We start from the raw sequence: 18,260 nt of genomic DNA, 5'->3' as shown, positions 1-18,260 counted from the left end.
CGACGACGTGTGCCCCCACCCTTTCCGGAGGAGTTCCCGTGGCCATCTCGGTCTTCGACCTGTTCTCGATCGGCATCGGCCCGTCGAGCTCCCACACGGTGGGACCGATGCGCGCGGCCCGCATGTTCGCGCGCCGGCTGCGCAACGAGGAGCTGCTGGGCTCCGTCGCGTCCGTACGTGCCGAGCTCTACGGCTCCCTGGGCGCGACCGGCCACGGCCACGGCACCCCCAAGGCGGTGCTGCTCGGCCTGGAGGGCGCCTCCCCGCGGACGGTGGACGTCGAGACGGCGGACGACCGGGTGGAGCGGATCAAGGAGTCGGGCCGTCTCCGGCTGCTCGGCACGCACGAGATCCCGTTCTCCTTCGACGACGACCTGAAGCTGCACCGCCGCAAGGCCCTGCCGTACCACGCCAACGGCATGACGCTGTGGGCGTACGACGCCTCGGGCGCCGAGCTGCTGTCGAAGACGTACTACTCGGTGGGCGGCGGGTTCGTCGTCGACGAGGACGCGGTGGGGGCGGACCGGATCAAGCTGGACGACACCGTGCTGAAGTATCCTTTCCGCACCGGTGACGAGCTGTTGCGCCTGACGAACGAGACCGGACTGTCGATCTCCTCGCTGATGCTGGAGAACGAGCGCGCCTGGCGCACCGAGGACGAGATCCGGGCCGGGCTGCTGGAGATCTGGCGGGTCATGCGGGAGTGCGTGACGCGTGGAATGTCCCGCGAGGGCATCCTGCCGGGCGGTCTGAAGGTCCGCCGCCGGGCCGCCGTCTCCGCCCGCCAACTCCGGGCCGAGGGCGAGCCGTTGGCGCACGCCATGGAGTGGATCACGCTCTACGCCATGGCCGTGAACGAGGAGAACGCGGCGGGCGGACGGGTCGTGACGGCACCCACCAACGGCGCCGCGGGCATCATCCCGGCCGTCCTGCACTACTACATCAACTTCGTGCCGGGCGCCGACGAGGACGGGGTGGTGCGCTTCCTGCTGGCCGCGGGCGCGATCGGCATGCTCTTCAAGGAGAACGCCTCCATCTCCGGCGCCGAGGTCGGCTGCCAGGGCGAGGTCGGCTCGGCCTGCTCGATGGCGGCGGGCGCGCTGGCCGAGGTGCTCGGCGGCTCTCCCGAACAGGTCGAGAACGCGGCCGAGATCGGGATGGAGCACAACCTCGGCCTCACCTGCGACCCGGTCGGCGGCCTCGTCCAGATCCCCTGCATCGAGCGCAACGGCATGGCGGCGGTGAAGGCGGTCACGGCGGCGAAGATGGCGATGCGCGGCGACGGCTCCCACAAGGTGTCCCTGGACAAGGTCATCAAGACGATGAAGGACACGGGGGCGGACATGAGCGTGAAGTACAAGGAGACGGCCCGGGGCGGGCTCGCGGTGAACATCATCGAGTGCTGAGGCAACCGACCCGACCTGGAAGTTCGCGGCTCTCTCGGTCACTGTGCCGGTCCGCCCTGACCGTCAGCCACTCCCGGGATGTAGCAAATCGCCCCCTAAGGTCCCTAGAGGGGTGCTATTCGATACATGAGCGCTGCGGAGAACTCGCGTTTGGAGCAGCGGCTGGCCGCCCTCGCCCCCACCTCCACGACGGCGCAGGCACGCCAGGCCCTGCTCTCCCCTCGCGATCTGGCGCACTTGGTCACGGAAGGCGAGATAGACGAACTGTCCCGGGGTGTGTATCGGCGGGCAGACGCCCCGGAGACGGCACACGCAGATCTTCTGGCCGTATGCGCACGGGCCCCTCGCGCCGTCGTATGCGGTGAATCCGCCCTCGCCCTGCACGAGCTGATCGACGACATCCCCACAGCAGTACACATCGCCGTGCCACGCGGTACCCGCCGCCCCACAATCGCCTACCCGCCGACCGTGGTGGCGCAGTACGCCTCAAAGACCTTCGCCCTCGGTGTCGAACGGTTCGAAGCAGCCCCGGGAGAGACCATCCCCGTGTACAACGCGGCCCGCAGCGTCGTCGACGCGATGCGCCACCGCAGTCGCCTAGGCGAGACCCTCGCCCTGTCCGCACTCGGCCGCTACCTGCGCCGGAGCGGACGCGGCGGGGTCGGCGAACTCCAGTACATCGCACGCGAGTTGGACGCTCTTGCCGTCGTCCACCCCGCCGTAGAGGCGGTGCTCGCCTGATGGCCAACCCCACCCGCGGCACCACCGCCGGCCGCGTCTGAAACGACCTGCGCAAGCTGGCCCGCCGCAACAGCCGGTCCACGGACGAGGTCATGGTCGAGTACGTCCTCGCACGGTTCCTCTATCGCCTGGCCTCATCGCCCCTGGGCCGGGAGCACTTCGTCCTCAAGGGTGGCCTGCTGCTCGCCCAGTTCGGCGCACGTCGAATGACCCGCGACATCGACATCCTCGGCCGCTCGTTCCCAGGCACAGAAGCCGAGATCATCCACAGAATCGCGGCCATCGCCGATTTCATCACTCGCTGAGGTCGTCGGCCCATTGCCCGGTCCCGCTGCCAGCGCTTGTAATCCGACCACTCCCGGTGCCGAGCCCCAGGCTCCACCAGCCCGTGACGGACCAGGATCCGACGAGTCGACCCGCGACGACGGCGATGACCCGCCGCTGTGCGGAGCCACCGTCCACTGACGTTGCCGTCAACTACTGCCGTCGCCGCACGCAGAAGCCCCGCCAGGACACTTTCCCTCAGCGGAGATCCTGCGCGTACAGCAGGCCTCGACAGTTAATCAACACGGGAACCGCCGCCATCCACCGTTCCCTCCAGCGCACCCGCACCGGCGGACTGACCGTCCTGCAAACCAAGACCCGCGCATCCGAACGTCGCATCGTCCTCCCCACCGAATGCACGACTCGCTGAAGATTCACCGAGAACAACAGGAGGAAGCACGCCGGGCCGCGGGAATGGACTGGTCGGACAACGGCCTCATGTTCACCACCCCCACCGGCAGCCCTCTCGAACCCGCCAACCTCACCCGCAGCTTCAGCCGACTCCTCAACCGGGCCGGGCTCCGCCGCATCCGCTTCCACGACCTGCGGCACTCGACCGCCACCCTGCTTCTGGAACAGGGCGTCGACCTCGTCGTGATCAAGGCGTTGTTGGGTCACGCCCACATCGGCGTCACCGCTGGCGTCTACGCCCACGTCCGACTCCGCCTCCAGCGCCAGGCCATCGACACCCTCGGCAACGCCGTCAGGTCGACCGATGGCGACCACGACGACCCACCCGCCGCAGCCGTCGTGCGCTGAGCGTTGCCGTCAGCGTTGCCGTCAAACGACTCGGGGCCCTGCTGGAAGTCAGCAGGGCCCCGAGCTTCTTTCGCCGCCAGAATGGAAGCGCTTCTTACGCTCTGGCGCGCCACAAGACGAATTCAGCGGCGCGTCAGAAGTCCGTGTGCGCCTCGTTCCATGCGCGCTCGAACTCTTCCGGAGTAATCACTTGGGCAGTGAACTCCGGTTGACTGGAAATTTCCTCCAGTGGCGGGAAAGGGATTTCCGAGAGGCCGGCAGTTGCAGTTTCGAAACTCTCGTCCGCCCATTCGGATCGACCGTCCCGATAGAACTGCACCTTCCGAGTCTCATATCCGTCGTCGCCGAGTTCGCTGAGATAGAGCACAGGATCATCAGCGAAGTCGTGAACCCATGCGACCTTGACGTACCTCACCTCTAGTTCCTTCCAGAGCTGAGGATGCGGCCGGTTAGATCGAGTGGCCCGCTATTTGGGATCACGAACACTCCTGGCCTCCCTTCCACTACGTCTAGCCCTCTGACGTCGATTTCGATGTAGTGAGTGAACTTACGTCCAGCCCATGGGACCCGCAAGAAAGCTGCTGAGAGCTGTCCGAGCGTCTTCGTCCCGGGCTGGATGTCCGTCAGGTACTGGCCATCTCCATAGCGAGCATCCTTCGGGTTGTTCGCCTTCAGGGAAGGTCTCATCTCGCCACTCGAAATGATTCCGTCGTGCCCCGCTTCATTCGTGTAATGGTAGAGACTTTGCGGCCCCTCAGAGGCAGCCTCCGCGGCCTCACCACAGTTATGCACGAGTACCGGAGTAGCCCCCGCCAGCACATAGTACGTGTGCTACGCGACCCCTCTCTGCCTGCGTTTTCGCAGGTCAAGCAGTGTTCGACGGTCCGCTGAGGTGCGGGTTCGGCCGGGGTTGTTCGTGGTTGTTGCCGTCACTACTGCCGTCAGTCAGAGATCCAGACCCGGTCTGGATCTCTGGACTATTTGAGGTGCTCGGTGAGGTCGTCCACGGTCCAGTCGGCCTGGCGGAGGATGGAGCGGAGGGTGCCGGGCGCAAGAGAGCGGTGCAGGGGCACGATGACGGTGCGGTCGTCCTTGCGGTACTTGGCGTGGCTGCCCCGGGTCGCGATGTGGCTGAAGCCTGCGCGTTCGAGCGCCTTGGCGATCTCGGTGCCGGACAGGCCGTGGGGGACGGCGGGGCTCATGCGACGCGGACCTCGACCGGCGCGGTGATCACGTCGGCGACGACCTCGGGGGCGGGGGCGTCCTCGAAGTACAGCTCCAGCGCCTCCCGGAGGTTGGCCAGGGCCTCCTCGATGCTCTCCCCCTGGCTGGTGACCTCGACCTGGAGACAACGGGCCACGTACCACTCATCCTCACGGATGACCGCGGCGGTCAGATGCAGTGCGTGCGTCATAGATGAAAGTCTGGCATGCCGAGCGCCGCCGCCAGAGGTCTTCCGGTAGCGGCTCACCTCATGCGGTGAGCCTCCGGAGACGCGCGGTCGGGGGCTGCCCCTCGCCCGAGGCGACGCCGGCCACCGCCCTCGGTGGGCCCGGCGGCGGATGTGAGGGTCGGCCCCCTGGTCGGCCCTGTGCCTGCGATCCGGCCGTAGGACGGTCGTCGGCGACAACTTGCTGTGCGACGCGCAAGGACTCCACGCCCACAACCTGCGCCTGGTGGCACCAGGTTGGGCCCCGCTCGCGCCTGGGTCCGACCGTCTGCCAGCACCTCGCGAGGTCCTCGGCTGCTCGCCCGACGGTGGATCGGTCGGCGATGTTCGGCCAGTTCAGGCGGGCGGGCGCCGCCTTGAACCTCGCAGAGAAAATCTGAACGCACGTTTCTCTCGCCGCCCGCGCGGCGATTCAGCGGTCTCGCTCGGTGCCGCCCGCTTCCAGGGCTTCGACGCGGGCGCGGAGGTCGGCGAGCTGCTCGACGGCCTCGGACAGTGCCTGCTCCAGTGCCTCAACGCGGGCTGCCGTCCCGCCTGCGGGCCCGGTCTTCCCCTCCGGTTGATCGAGGTCATCAGTGTCAGCGTGGTGGGCGACGAAGGCGCCCTTGCCGGGGCGCGAGACAGCCCAGCCGTCCTGTTTCAGCAGGGCCATGGCCTTCTGCACGGTCAGGCTGGAGGCCCCGAACTCCCGCATCAACGCGGTCTGCGTCGGCAGTGCGTCCCCCGGCTTCAGCCCGCCGGAGCGGATCCGCTCCCGCACGGTCTCGGCGATGACCTCGAACGTCAACGGCACCCCGCCGCCCGCCGGCCTGCGCCCGCGCCGCGTCGTCATCACGCCCGCCACCCCCGCTTTCCGTGCCCATTACCAGCAGATTCCGGCCCGTCCAAACCGGGAGACCGGCCTCACACTACCCGCGTCCCGCCACCCACAGAAAGGAATGAGGAGGGATGTACTTGAATGTGCCCGTGGGTCGATGTTAACGTCACGCACCCGCCGGTGATCACCACCGCGCCCACGCGGATCAGACCTTGCTGGTCCCGGCGTCCGCGCCCCCTACGAGGCGCCCGTTCCCCTGTGAGCCGATCGCTTCGGCCTGCCCGCGCACCCCGCGCCGCCCCTCCTCACGTTCCGCCTTCCACCGAAAGGCTCATCCACGCATGTCCGCACCGCCCCAACTCCCTTGCTGCACAACCACTCCCGCTCGCACGCATCCGTCATCGGCGTTCAGCACGCCGACCGGCCCAGCGGAGGCCACCGACCCGGCGTCCGTTGGACGGTCGGCGCTGGAGCGCCGGGCCAGGCTGACCGGCAGGCTGGCGAAGCTCGCCGCCACCGGCCACCTCGCACCCCTCGCACGACAGATCAGCACCCTCGGCGGCTGCGCACACCCGATCCGCCTCACCGGACACCGCACCCGTCTGGACAGCACGACCGGCGAGATCCTCGACCGCCTCGACTCCGGCCAACTTCCGGCAGGCGAACTGCTGGTCCGCTGCGGCAACCGTCGCGCCACCCGATGCCCCGCCTGCTCCACCGTCTACCGCTACGACACCTACCAACTCATCGCCGCAGGCCTTCGCGGCGGCAAGACCGTCCCCACCAGCGTCGCCGCCCACCCGCGCGTCTTCGCCACCCTCACCGCACCCGGCTTCGGCCCCGTCCACAACCAGCCCGACACCGGCCACTGCCACTGCGGCCAGGTCCACTCCGACGACGACCGGCTGCTGGGCACCCCGCTCGACCCCGAGGGGTACGACTACACCGGCGCGGTGCTGTGGAACGCCCACGCCTCAGCGCTGTGGGCACGCTTCACCACCCACCTGCGCCGGGAGATTGCCAAGGCGGCGGGGCTGACTCAGCGGGCCCTGCGCGATTACGCCACCCTCTCCTACGCCAAGGTCGCCGAGTACCAAAAACGCGGCCAGGTCCACTTCCACGCCGTCATCCGCCTCGACGGACCCACCGGCCCGGCAAGCGAACAGCCCGCCTGGGCCACCACACAGCTCCTCGACCACGCCGTCCGCGCCGCCGCCACACGCACCCGCGTCGTGCATGAGGGCCAGCCGCAGCAGCCCGCCGGAGACGCACCCGGGGCCCGGGCAATTGGCCGGGGCGATCGGTTGGTGTTCCGGTTCGGGCGGCAGATCGACGTCCGCCCGGTCCGCGGCACCGACTTCACCGGCGGCGGCCCGGTCACCGACCGGCACGTCGCCGCCTATATCGCCAAGTACGCCACCAAAGGCGCCGAGACCACCACCGGCACCCTCGACCGCCGACTCCGCCTCCTCGCCGAACTCGTCAAGTACGACATCACCGACCACGCCCGCCGCATGATCCACACCGCCTGGCACCTCGCCACCCGTCCCCAGCACGCCCACCTCCGCCTGCGGCAATGGGCCCACATGCTCGGCTTCCGAGGCCACTTCTCCACCCGCACCCGCCACTACTCCACCACCCTCGCCCACCTCCGAGCCGAACGCACCGCCTGGCGAAACGGTCAACCTGATACTCAGACCCCAGCCCCAGCGTCGGCTCAGACGCAGGCCGGTCAGACAGGCGGCAGTCCGGTCGGTGATCGCCCCGGACACTCCACTGACCTGGCCGCCGATCACCATCCCGGTCGCCGCAACATCGCCGGTCGGCGCGTGGACTCGGATACAACGCTGGTCATCTCCCACTGGCAGTACGCCGGAACCGGCCTCCTGCCCGAACTCGAACACCTCTCCAACCTCCTGGCCGCGAAACGGCAGACCCGGCCTAAGCAACCGCCCCGCACCCGACGCTCGGACCGCCCTGTTGACCGGCGCGGTCACCAGGGCGGTCACTCCACTCATCGGCTGGCCCGTGCCGTCCGGACGGGGGCCGTCGCATGACTGCCAACACGGAACTCCTCACCGTCCCCCAAGTCATGAAGCGCCTCCAACTCGGCCGCACCACCGTCTACGACCTCATCCGCACCCGCCAACTCCCCTCCATCACCCTCGGCCGAGCCCGCCGCATCCCCACCCACGCCCTCACCGACTTCATCCAAACCCGCCTCGACCAGGAAGCCGCCGCCTGATGACCACACCCCGCGACACCCCCGCCTCCCGCCGCACCCGCGCCAACGGCGACGGAACCGTCTACCAGCGAAAAGACCGCCGCTGGGAAGCCGCCGGATACGTCCTCGCCCCCGGCAACACCCGCAAACGCGTCCGCGTCTACGGCAGCACGCGCACAGAGGCACTGGCCAAACTGACCGAGAAGATCGCCGCCAGCAACCGCGGCGTCCCCGCCGTCACCGTGCAGGGCAGCCTGGCGGCCTTTCTGACGTACTGGCTGGAGAACGTCGCCGTCCACCACCTCCGCGAGACCACCCACACCCGCTACACCGCCGTCGTCGAGCAGTACCTCATACCGGGCCTCGGCCGGAAGAAGCTCTCGAAGCTCACCGCCAAGGACGTCCGAACCTGGCTGAACGCCCTGCGGACCGTCTGCCAATGCTGCGCACGCGGCATCGACGCCCGACGCGACCCCAACGCGCAGACCAGCCGACGCCCGCGCTGCTGCGCCATCGGCCAGTGCTGCCGCAAGCGCCTCTCCCCGGTCACGCTTGCCTACATCCATTCCGTGCTCAAATCCGCGCTGGAGCACGCCGTGCGCGAGGAGGAGATCCCGCGCAACGTCGCCCGCAACGTCCGCACCGGAACCCCCCGCCCCCGCCGCTTCAACCCCTTCACCGCCGACGAGGCCCGGCAGTTCCTCGCCGCCGCACAGGGGCACCGGCTCGCCGCGCTCTTCGAGCTCGCCCTGCGCACCGGCCTGCGCAAGGGCGAACTCCTCGGTCTGCGCTGGGAAGACCTCGACCTCGACGGCGGCACCGCCAGCATCCGCCGCACCCTCCAGCGCACCACCAGCCGAGGACTGGCCACCCTGCCCACCAAGACCATCAGCTCCGAGCGGCGCATCGCCCTGCCGGCCCCCTGCGTCACCTCCCTCCGCGCACACCACGCCCGGCAAGCGAAAGAGAAGGAGCAGGCGAGCCCGAACTGGCAGGCCAGTGGTCACGTCTTCACGCGGCCGGGTGGGCACCCGATCGAGCCTGCCACCCTCACCCGGCACTTCCACGCACTGCTCCGCGAGGCGCGCCTCCGGCCGGTCCGGTTTCACGACCTCCGCCACTCGACGGCAACGCTGCTCCTGGAGCAGGGCGTGGAACTTGTCGTCATCAAGGAACTGCTGGGCCACGCTCACATCGGGGTGACCGCGACGGTGTACGCACACGTCCGCCTCCGCCTCCAGCGACAGGCCATCGACCTCCTCGGCCACGCCCTCGGCACCCTCGATCAGCCTTCTCCCGAGCCTGCCGACGGCGACGACCCACCGCTTTGTGCAGCACCCGTCCGCTGACGTTGCCGTCAACTACTGCCGTCAAACCCCAGAGGCCCCGTCGGAAAATCATTCCGACGGGGCCTCCTTTCCATCACCAAGGGCTATTCCTGCCGCACTTTTGCAAGTTTATGAAAGGCGATCTGGCCGTCGACAATCTCATGGAGAGAATCAACATTCCCAGCCTTTACCGATAGCCCCTCAAGCCATTCATCTCCCGAGGTCCAATTAATCGGAAGTCGCGACTTAGGCCACTTCCTCAGAAGCTCCTGTGCGAGCTGGATGCTCTCCTTGGCAATATCAACTGAGCCACTTGCCGCAGGGATGAGGACGCTATCCTCAACTTCATTCACCGCAGGCGGGCCACCTTGGGCTTGCCGAGAGACCGCAAAGGCACGCAACTCTCGGACGACGTCCTCAACCGTCGGCGGCAAATCCAAACTCAACCGCGCCTGCTCGGTCAGTCGCCTAGCAGCGTCAGAGCAGTCTTCCACGTGGCGAGAGAAAGTAACGGCCTCCTGCACCCCTGAGCTCGTGACGAGACGCTGGCCAAGAGTCAGGGAGATGACTGGAAACTCTCGGGTGAGAGCATGGATGTGCACGGTCGGGAAGTATGCATCGCCCGAGGTAGATCGGTCGAGCGTGACCCCCTGAAGCGCAGGGCCAATACGCCTAAGCAGCCTCAAAGGCTGCCAGACATCGAAACCCGGGTACAGAGCCGCCCAGTCCTTAGTAACCCGTTTGACGGTCGCTGCATCCACCTTGCTCACGGGTTCACCTCCACTGTCAGATTCACGCCCGGGACATTTAGGACATTCTTGTCCGCTTGCCACTTTCCGATCCCTTGACCGGGGTTCCTGACGAACTTGTAGTCATACACGATACCTGCGGCCGGATCGAACACATCTGGTCGGGCACTCCCTGCCGTGCCTCTCGGAACGGGCACCCCTCCCAAGTAGCTTTGTTCGGTAATCAGACCACGATTTCCATAGATGCCCTGGTAGCGAGTGAGGAGAGTGTCGGCATAAGCATGCTTAGCAGTACCCGAGACCGCCCCGCTGCCGCCCAGTCGGGCTTGAGCGCGAGTGGCAATCGCTTGCACGAGGTCCGCATTAGAGGGATTCGTCGAGCCGTTGCAGGAGCAGGCAGCTCCATTCGGAGCAGTTCCACCATTGCAGTTATGGACCAAGATCGGCGTGCCGCCCGCCACGACATAGTACGTGTGCACCATGCTGACGGTGAGGTTGTGGACCGTTGCGTCCAGCGCCGTCCAGCGCTCGACGGCCGTGATCTGGACCAGTGTGCCGGCGCTGGTGCGCAGCCATTCGCCCGACTTGAGGTCGGTCGCGGCAATCCAGTCGCCGAGTTCCGGGACCCAGAAGGGGTGCGTGTCGGTCGCGGTGATGGCCGCGGTCTTGGAGCCCTTCTTGCCGTCGGTGTCGATGGTGACCTTGACCAGGTGCTTGACGCCCTTGCCGAGGATCTCGGCAGTGACCGTCCGCGCACGGGTTTCGCCCGTCTCCGGGTCGGTCGCCAGGACCTTGTCGCCGGCCTTGACGTCCTTGATCGCCTTGGTCGAGCCATCGGCCATCAGGACCTTGGTGTCCGGTGTGAAGCTGTTGGGCACCGGGCAGCTGGCGCCCTCACCGCCCGAGCCACCGCCGTCGCCGCCCGAGTCCTCCTTGCCCGACCCGTTCCGCGAGCCGCCGGACTTGTTCTCGGCCTTGCCGCCGCCCTTCGAGCCCTTGGACTGGGCCTGGGCTCGGGCCTTGACCTGGACCGGGTTGCCCTTGGCGCCCTTGGAGCCTGTGTGTGCCTTCTTCTTGACCGCTTCGGCGGCACGTTTCGCGGCTTCTCTCGCCTTGCGTTTCGCCTCCGCCGCCGCCGCTTCCGCGGCCTTCTTCGCCCTGATCAGCGCTGTCTTGGCCGCCTTGGCCGCCTTCATGCCGATCTCGGCCGCGCGCTTGGCCGCCTTGAACGCCTTGACCGCGCTCATGGTGCCCTTGAAGGCGCGCCACATCTTCTTGCCCTTGGAGAAGACGCTGGTCCACGGGATGGCGTCCATCAGGAGGCTGCCGCAGGCCCACAGGTCGCCCTGGGTGAAGCAGCCGACGACGTCGTTCCAGCCGATGAACTCCTTGAACACGGCCCAGCCGGTAGCGAGGATCACGTCGCCGATGGAGCGGTTCAGGGTCTTCTGGTACTCGGCGATCTTCGCGTCCAGCGCCGCGATCGACGCGTCGAAGCTCGATGCCGAGGACGTCAGGCCGGACGGGTCCGAGTGCGTCACCGGGTTGTTGTTCGCGTACGAGTAGCCGTTCGCCTGCAGCGGGTCGCTGTCGTCCAGGACCGGGTCCGCCGAGATGAAACGGCCCGTGCCCGGGTCGTACTCTCGGGCGCCCATATGGGTCAGGCCCGTCTCCACATCGTCGTCACCCGTGTGGAACCCGGTGTGCGAGCGCGGGGAGAGGTTCGCGGCGCGGTCCTCGCCCCACGGGTCCCTCCTCGCGACCCGGACACTCATCCCGCCATCCAGGCGGACCTCCGCCAGCGGGGTCCCGTTGAGGTCGGCCGCCTGGGCGAACAGATGCTCGCTGACGCCGGCCGTGGTGGCAGAGCCCTCGCGGTAACGGGTCACCGACGGACCGCCGACGCCCGCGTAGCTGCGCTCGACGTAACGGACCTTGCCCGCCGTGGTCAGCGACACCTTCGTGTCGGGCAGGTTCAGCACCGCGCCCGCACTGGTGCGCTCCAACAGGCGGTTGCCCATGGCGTCATAGACGTACGTCGTCTTCGAAGCCGGCTTCCACAGCTGGGTGGCCGCAGTCGAACTGCAGGCCGCCAGGGTCAGGTCCGTGCCGACCGTCGACGCCGGGGCCGACAGGCACAGACCCGTCGAAACATGCTTGACCTGGCCGGTGCTCAGGGTCTGCCAGCGCTGCGCCGCCACGGTCTTGTCGCAGGACTGGATCAGGGCGGCCGCCCCGGCGGCGGTGCCGTTCGGCTGGACGCAACGCCCGCCCACGACCAGCTGACCGATCGTCGCGTCCTCGACCGTGCCGTCGTTGTTGGTGTCGGCGGCCTGAAGGCGGAAGTTCTGCGCCTTGCTGCCGTTGCAGACGTAGATCTGGATGGCCGTGCCGGCGGTGGCGCTGCCACCGGCCAGGTCCAGGCACATGTCGCCGGTCCCGATCCAGGCTCCGGAACCATCCGCGCCGAAGCCGGTGACCGACTCGGCCTTGCCGTCCCAGGTCCAGGTCATGGTCTGGGCGGTGTCGCCGCCGGTGGAGCGGGTCTCCATCTCGCCAGCGGCGTCGTACGTCTGGGTCGAGCGGGTCTTGACCGCCGCGCCCGCCGCCGTCGTCGACGACGTGGTGTACGAGGTCAGCGTGTGCGGCTGGTCGTTCTTCGCCGTGTCGCTGGTGCCGTAGGCGTAGTCCGTGACCACGTCGCCCGTGGTGACGCGCGTGCCCGACGTGAAGGTCGGATCGGCCTTGTACGCCGTCTTCCTGGTGCGGTTGCCGAGGACGTCGTAGTCGTACGACTGCCAGTAACCGTCGTTGTTGGAGGAGACGTTGACCGTGCCGTCGGAGTAGACAGGCTCGGCCGACGACTTGCCGGTGGCTGTGCAGGCGCCGCCGCCCGGTGTCGTCCAGGCCTCCTTCAGCTGGCCCAGCACGTCGTACTTGAAGCACTGCTGGTCGGTCGTCGTGCCCATGCGGTCCGCGACGGACAGCACGTTGCCCGACGGGTCGTAGCTGTAGGAGCGCTTGCTCACCTCGCTGCCGGGGACGACCGCCGTGTCGGGGGTCTCGGCCTCCCGGACGAGCCTGCTGGTCCGCAGCTCACCGGTGGACTCGTTGAAGGTGTTCTCCTGCCACAGCCGGTGGCCCTGCTCGCCGATGGTCGAGCGCAGCACCTGGCCGTAGGGCGAGTAGGAGGCCTCGGACGTGTACCAGTCCTTGCCGGAGACGGAGGTCGGCAGACCCGCCTCGTTGTACCGGGTGACCACGTCCTCGGCGTCGAGGCCGCCGGCCGCCGGGGTCGTGTACGTCTCCAGCTGGCCGTCGTCGTTGTACTTGTACGAGTACTTGTACTGGGTGGCGAAGCCGTCGGCGGTCAGTCCGGCGGTGGTGCCCGGGGGCAGCGCCGTGGTCATGTCCGTGGGCTGGTAGTCGGTCGTGTAGCCGCCGATGGTGGTGGTGTACGCCTTGCCGTCGGTGTAACGGGTCGCCGAGGAGAGCTGGCCCTTGCCGCCGGTCGCGCCGTCGTAGGCGTACGTCTGCGCGAGGGTCGCGGTGGTCGAGCCCTTCGGGGTGACCTTGACCTGCTCGACGCGGTTCAGGCGCTCGTAGGTGTACGCGACGGTCTGGCCGCGGGCGTCGGTCGCCTTGTCCACACGGCCGTAGGCGTCGTAGTCGGTGTGGTTCGCTCCGGTGTCCGGGTCCGTGGTGTCGGTGACCCGGCCCAGCGCGTCGTACTTCCACGTCCGCGTGTTGCCGACGTCGTCGGTGCTGGTCACCATGTCGCCGCGGAGGTCGTACTCGTAGGTCGTGGTGATCGCGCCGGCTTCGGTCAGCGAGGTGTCGCTGAAGGTGTCCTGGCGGGTGGTGCGGCCCAGCGCGTCGGTCCACACCCGGGAGGCGGGCGTGCCCTTGGGCTGGCGGACCACCGTGTAGTCGAGGCCGTACTCGTAACGGGTACGGCGGTCGGTGCTGACGTGCGCCACCGAGCCGTCGCTCTTGTAGTACGTCTCGCCCGTCTGCGCGAAGGAGGTGTGCACCGGCGTGACCGTGAGAATCCGGCCCAGGCCGTCGTACGTGTACGAGGTCGCGTTGGGGACCAGCGACTCGGAGGCGGGGACGACGAGTTCGGTGTCCGGGTCGCCCTCCATGTAGTAGGCGTTGCGGGTGTAGCGCACCTGGCCGGCATTGTTGTGCAGGGTGTCGGTGATCAGGCGGCCGCCGCCGACCGCCGGAGTCTGGGTCTGCCGCTCGCGGCCGAGGCCGTCGTAGATCGTGGTGGAGGACTCGTACTTTCCGTCGCCCGCCGCGGTGCCCGGGTTGTCGGAGAGGGACTCCGTCACCACCGACACCGGCTTCTTCGGGTCGATGTTGTAGGCGTAGCGGACCGTCGGGTCGTCGGTGGCGGTCTGGGTGGCGTCCCAGGCGGCGACGGCACGGCCCAGCGGGTCGTACTCGTACGTCTCGACGCGGTTGTTGGCGTCCGTCGACTTGATGGTGACCCCGCGGCCGGGCTCCAGGACGGTGGTGTCGGTGAAGCCGGCCACGACGGCGCCGCTGACGACCTTGTTGCCGGTGACCGTCTCGATCGAGTAGACCTGACCGCTCGACGGCGTGTACGTCGTGGTGTTGTACACGCCGGTCGGGTCGGTGACCTTCGTGACGCGGCCGGTCGAGTCGTACTCGGTGCGCGACTCGGGGTTCGTGGTCTCCCAACCCGTGCCCGCGCCGGTCGGTGCCTCCGTCTTGGTCACCAGGCCCTTGGTGGGCGCGGCGGTGGACGAGGTCGCGCCGTCGTAGAACATGCGCGAGGCGCTGACCAGCGTGGAGCCCGTGGAGCTGGACACGTCCGTGGAGCAGGTGCTGGTGCCGGTGGTGGTGACCGTCTGGGCGACCAGGCCGACGAGGTAGTTCGTGCCCGAGGTGTTGTGCACATAGGAGGTCGCGGTGCACGACTCGTCGCCGGTGACGGCCACGTCGCCGTACTCACGGACCTTCGTCGGCAGACCGTACGTGGAGTCGTAGTCGGTCTGCGTGGTCACCGTGTGCAGCGTCAGCCCGTCCGCGGCCTTGCCCGAGGCCTTGGAGATGGTCGAGGTCTTGCCGAGGGTGACCCGCTCGGAGATCACGTCCGGGCCGTCGGTGCGGTTGCGGGTGGCCAGCCGGACCGGGGCGTCGGGGAAGTTGACGGTCCGCGCGACCCAGCCGGTGGCGGTGTCCGAGGACGCGTCGGGGTAGGTCAGTGACTCGGCGACCATGCCGGCGTACGCCTTGCGGTCGGTCGCCAGCTCCGCGCCGCTGACGTCGGTCACGACGAAGGAGCGCTTGACGTCGTCCGACGACTTCTCCGGGGTGTCGTCGGCGAGGACGTCGTCGTTCATACCGCGGAAGTAGCGGGTGACCGACTTGGAGGCGACGCTGCCGCCGGCCGCGTCCGTGGTGCCGGTGGTCGTGGTGACGACCGGGTAGCCGCGGAAGTCGTCCCAGGTCCGCTTCTTGGGGCGGGAGAACTCCGACTGGCTCTTGGCCCACAGCGCGCCGTCCACGGCGTCGTCGTAGGTCTCGTACTTGTACGTCGTCACGATGTCCTGCGCGTCGGCGAGGCGCGGGAACTCGGTGATCTTGTCGACGACGTACTTGTGGAACCAGGAGATCCGCTTGTCCTCCAGCTCGCCGTCGGCGTGCCAGTACGCCGGGTAGCAGAGGGAGTGGTTCTTGTCGATGGCCGGGCGGTCGGAGCCGGTGAGGCACTTGCCCTCGGGGGCCTTGTAGTCGACGTGCGTGCGGCCGCCGTACTCGGAGACGACGTCCTGGATGCGCAGCCGCGCGAACAGCGGGTTGGTGTCGGAGGAGCTGTTCCTGACGCGGTTGGGCAGCGGGTTCTCGTTGTGGCCGAAGGAGACCGGGTTGAGGCGGTCGGTGGAGCCGTCCACGGCGTAGCCGGTGCGGGTGATGCCCTCCAGCCAGAGCGCGGTGTACTCACCGGTCAGGTTCCAGGGGAAGGACTGCTTCAGGCCCCAGGAGTCGACCTTCGACAGCGAGGTCGTGGTCGCCGTGTCGCCGTCCAGGCCGCAGGCGTTGCGCTGGCCGGTCTCGTTGCCGTCGGCGTCCGAGGTGTACTCGGTCAGCTTCACGCCCTGCTCGCGCTGGGTGCAGGCGTCGACGGAGGCGAGGCGCTTGCGGGACCAGAAGGTCGGGGCGTACGTGCTGCACTTCTTGCCGGTCGCGCAGGCGAGGTCGGCGGGGGTGTCGAACCAGGGGCGGGTCCGGTCGGACTGCTTGGAGTCGAAGTTGGTGTTCGAGCACGCCACGTTCAGGGCGGGGTCCTCGAAGCAGCGCTCGCGGGCGTTGAACTTCACCCGGCCGAGCGGCTCTTCGGAGAAGAGGGTGGTGGCGCGCTGACCGTAGTCGATGTGGGAGAGCCAGCCGGCACGGTCGTACTCGACCGCCTTGGCCTCCTTCATGTTGCGCGCGTAGGCGTTCTTCTCCTTCTCCCACCACAGCGACATGGCGTTGCCGGTGCTGTCCACGACGTAGTCGAGCTGGAAGCGCCAGCCCTGGTCGCAGAAGGAGTCCGCGAACTTCGCGGCGTAGCAGGGGTCCTCGGAGTGGTTGCCGGCGACCGGCACGTTGAGCACGGAGTTGGTCTCCGGCTTGCCCGAGGTCCAGCCCGGCAGCCGGTTCAGACCGAAGTAGTACTGGGTGCCGTCGTCGGTGGTGACGCGCCAGAACTCGCCGTTGTTGTCACCGTTGTTGGAGCCGTCGATCCCCGTGAGGGCCTTGTAGTCGGCCGCGGTGAGCAGCTCGACCCGCATGTTCTCTCCGCGGGCGCCCTTCCACTCCTTCGTGGTGTCGTCGCGCACCAGCTCGGTGGTGGTCCCGTTGAGGGAGAGCACCGCGTTGTACGAGCCCCAGCACTGGTCGCCGGTGAAGTGCTTGTCGTTGTTGGCGTTCGCGGTGTCGGCGGCGCAGCCCACGAAGGTGCGGGTGATGGCGCCGGGGTTGTAGTCCCAGCCCTCACCGACCCAGGAGACCTGGTTGTTGGTGGAGGACGTACGGCCGTCGGAGGTCTGCGAGTTGTAGCTGAGGGTGACGTTGGGCGCCGGTCCGGCCGGGACCTGCGGGGCGGCCATCGTGTAGGAGTAGCTGAAGGCGCCGGAGGAGCCGCCCGCCGTCCAGGAGCCGGCCGAGACGATCGGGCTGGCGGAGAAGTCGCCGCCCGCGCCGGCGCCGTAGGAGCTGCCGACGAGCAGGCCGCCGCCGGAGGAGTCGGCGATCTGCTGTACGGCGTCGGCCGCGTTCTCGTGCCACACGGCGGAGTCGACGCTGCCGGCGTCCCTGCTGACCGCGGTGTTGGTGGTGGACTGCGCGGCGACCGACTGGAGGTCGGCGGTGTCCAGGGTGACGTTGACCAGGGTCTCGGGGACCTCGACGGTGGTGTCGGTGGATCCCGAGACCTCGTCACCGGCGGTGTCCTCGCCGGTGTCCGCCTCGGAGCCCGAGGAGTCACCGGCGTCGAGCGCCACCGTGGCGGTGTCGCCGGTGCGCTCGACCTCGGTGGTCACCGGGATGCCGGTGGAGCACTCCTCCAGGTCGGGCGTGGTGGCGTAGCAGGCCGGCATGAGCGTGAAGGAGAGCCGGTCGAGCCACTGGGCGCTGTAGGTCTCGGCGAGCTTGGTGGCGTCGATGGACAGGACCGCGTCACCGGTCGCGGTGTCGGGCGCGTCGACCGCGAGCAGGAAGCCCTGCGCGCCGCTCGCGACGGCGTCGGCCTCGGGCGCGGCGGCGACGCTCCACTGGCCTTCGAGGGCGTCGACCTGCGCGGAGCTGGCGCCGTCGGGGGCGCCGACGCCGATGGACATCGTGCCGTCGGTCGACTTCGCGACCTCGGTCGTGCTGCCCGCGGTCAGGTTGTCGACGGTCTTGCTGCCGGAGGCCTCGGGCACCTCGGCTGTCGCGGCAGGCGTGTACGCCGCTTGCGGATCGGTCGCGGCGGAGCCGGCGAGCTCCTCGAGCTTGTCGGTCAGCGTCTCGTCGACCGGGACGGCGTCCGTCTCCTGCAGGTCCTCGAGCTCGACCGCCGTACGGGGGTCGTCGGGGCCGAACGCCAGGGCGCCGGGCAGGAGGGTGACGTTGAGGGCAAGGACCAGACCGGCTACGACACCGACCCGCGTTCTGCGACGGACCAGGCGTTCACGCGGCGATCTCGCCAGCGAACCCCTGCCGCACCAGGACAGCACCGTACGCACGGCCAAGTTGACCTTCCCCCGTCACAAACCATCAGAACCGCTCAGGCGGCAATGGCACTTGGTGAGCAATGACTTACAGACCGAGCACGAAATAAAGACATCGTGAAGATCCACGTCAAGGTGTGCTGAATCTGTGTTAGCTATGTCACTGATCAAAATCAGACAAAGAATGGCAAAGAAATACCCCAGAGCTCTTTGCACGGCTGTTGCAAAGTGCGC

Annotated in this window: 13 protein-coding genes and 1 pseudogene; 7 read left to right on the top strand and 7 right to left on the bottom strand. The window is 68.3% G+C overall.

Annotated elements, in window-relative coordinates:
• Positions 1-38 precede the first annotated feature (38 nt).
• The 4 genes and pseudogenes from MKW14_RS20950 to MKW14_RS20935 all read left to right on the top strand — a co-directional run.
• Positions 39-1,406, top strand: a complete 1,368-nt coding sequence (locus MKW14_RS20950; protein WP_240864473.1) for an L-serine ammonia-lyase — start codon at positions 39-41, stop codon at positions 1,404-1,406.
• 126 nt (positions 1,407-1,532) lie between these two features.
• Complete coding sequence (locus MKW14_RS20945; protein WP_240864471.1) at positions 1,533-2,147, top strand: type IV toxin-antitoxin system AbiEi family antitoxin domain-containing protein; 615 nt, start codon at positions 1,533-1,535, stop codon at positions 2,145-2,147.
• A 92-nt stretch (positions 2,148-2,239) separates the two neighbouring features.
• Entirely contained in the window at positions 2,240-2,452 is a 213-nt protein-coding gene (locus MKW14_RS20940) for a nucleotidyl transferase AbiEii/AbiGii toxin family protein (protein WP_240864469.1), read from the top strand.
• A gap of 257 nt (positions 2,453-2,709) precedes the next feature.
• Positions 2,710-3,230: pseudogene (locus MKW14_RS20935) on the top strand (tyrosine-type recombinase/integrase); the annotation flags it as partial.
• Between the two features lie 133 nt (positions 3,231-3,363).
• On the opposite strand, the gene MKW14_RS20930 reads toward MKW14_RS20935, so the two are convergent.
• The 5 genes from MKW14_RS20930 to MKW14_RS20910 form a co-directional block, all read right to left on the bottom strand.
• Positions 3,364-3,645 carry a DUF6881 domain-containing protein gene (locus tag MKW14_RS20930; RefSeq protein WP_240864467.1) on the bottom strand — a complete coding sequence of 94 codons (282 nt, stop codon included), beginning with the start codon at positions 3,643-3,645 and terminating at the stop codon, positions 3,364-3,366.
• A gap of 2 nt (positions 3,646-3,647) precedes the next feature.
• Positions 3,648-4,022, bottom strand: coding sequence for an HYD1 signature containing ADP-ribosyltransferase family protein (locus MKW14_RS20925; RefSeq protein WP_308314615.1), 375 nt, complete (start codon positions 4,020-4,022; stop codon positions 3,648-3,650).
• A gap of 185 nt (positions 4,023-4,207) precedes the next feature.
• Positions 4,208-4,432 (bottom strand): type II toxin-antitoxin system HicA family toxin, encoded by a 225-nt coding sequence (locus MKW14_RS20920; protein WP_240864464.1) that lies wholly within the window; start codon positions 4,430-4,432, stop codon positions 4,208-4,210.
• The gene (locus MKW14_RS20915) at positions 4,429-4,644 is read right to left on the bottom strand and encodes a type II toxin-antitoxin system HicB family antitoxin (RefSeq protein WP_240864461.1); all 216 of its coding nucleotides are present in this window, start codon (positions 4,642-4,644) and stop codon (positions 4,429-4,431) included. Before MKW14_RS20915 ends, MKW14_RS20920 begins: the two co-directional genes overlap by 4 nt.
• A 448-nt stretch (positions 4,645-5,092) precedes the next feature.
• A complete protein-coding gene (locus tag MKW14_RS20910) occupies positions 5,093-5,512 on the bottom strand; it encodes a GntR family transcriptional regulator (protein WP_240864459.1) in 420 nt (139 codons plus the stop codon).
• Between the two features lie 326 nt (positions 5,513-5,838).
• Here MKW14_RS20910 and MKW14_RS20905 point away from each other — a divergent pair, with 326 nt between their 5' ends.
• The 3 genes from MKW14_RS20905 to MKW14_RS20895 are packed head-to-tail and all read left to right on the top strand — an operon-like array spanning position 5,839 to position 9,070.
• Entirely contained in the window at positions 5,839-7,554 is a 1,716-nt protein-coding gene (locus tag MKW14_RS20905; RefSeq protein ID WP_240864457.1) for a replication initiator, read from the top strand.
• Entirely contained in the window at positions 7,551-7,742 is a 192-nt protein-coding gene (locus MKW14_RS20900; RefSeq protein WP_240864455.1) for a helix-turn-helix domain-containing protein, read from the top strand. The genes MKW14_RS20905 and MKW14_RS20900 overlap by 4 nt, the downstream gene beginning before the upstream one ends.
• Complete coding sequence (locus tag MKW14_RS20895) at positions 7,742-9,070, top strand: tyrosine-type recombinase/integrase (protein WP_240864454.1); 1,329 nt, start codon at positions 7,742-7,744, stop codon at positions 9,068-9,070. Before MKW14_RS20900 ends, MKW14_RS20895 begins: the two co-directional genes overlap by 1 nt.
• 83 nt (positions 9,071-9,153) lie before the next feature.
• Here the strand turns inward: MKW14_RS20895 and MKW14_RS20890 are convergent, their stop codons facing one another.
• The gene (locus MKW14_RS20890) at positions 9,154-9,819 is read right to left on the bottom strand and encodes a hypothetical protein (protein WP_240864453.1); all 666 of its coding nucleotides are present in this window, start codon (positions 9,817-9,819) and stop codon (positions 9,154-9,156) included.
• Complete coding sequence (locus MKW14_RS20885; RefSeq protein WP_240864731.1) at positions 9,816-18,041, bottom strand: polymorphic toxin-type HINT domain-containing protein; 8,226 nt, start codon at positions 18,039-18,041, stop codon at positions 9,816-9,818. Before MKW14_RS20885 ends, MKW14_RS20890 begins: the two co-directional genes overlap by 4 nt.
• Positions 18,042-18,260 lie beyond the last annotated feature (219 nt).

It is taken from the genome of Streptomyces gilvus (assembly GCF_022513565.1).
Taxonomy (GTDB): Bacteria; Actinomycetota; Actinomycetes; order Streptomycetales; family Streptomycetaceae; genus Streptomyces; species Streptomyces gilvus.
The sequence above is the reverse complement of the archived record's forward strand: the minus strand, read 5'-3'. Positions and strand labels throughout refer to the sequence as shown.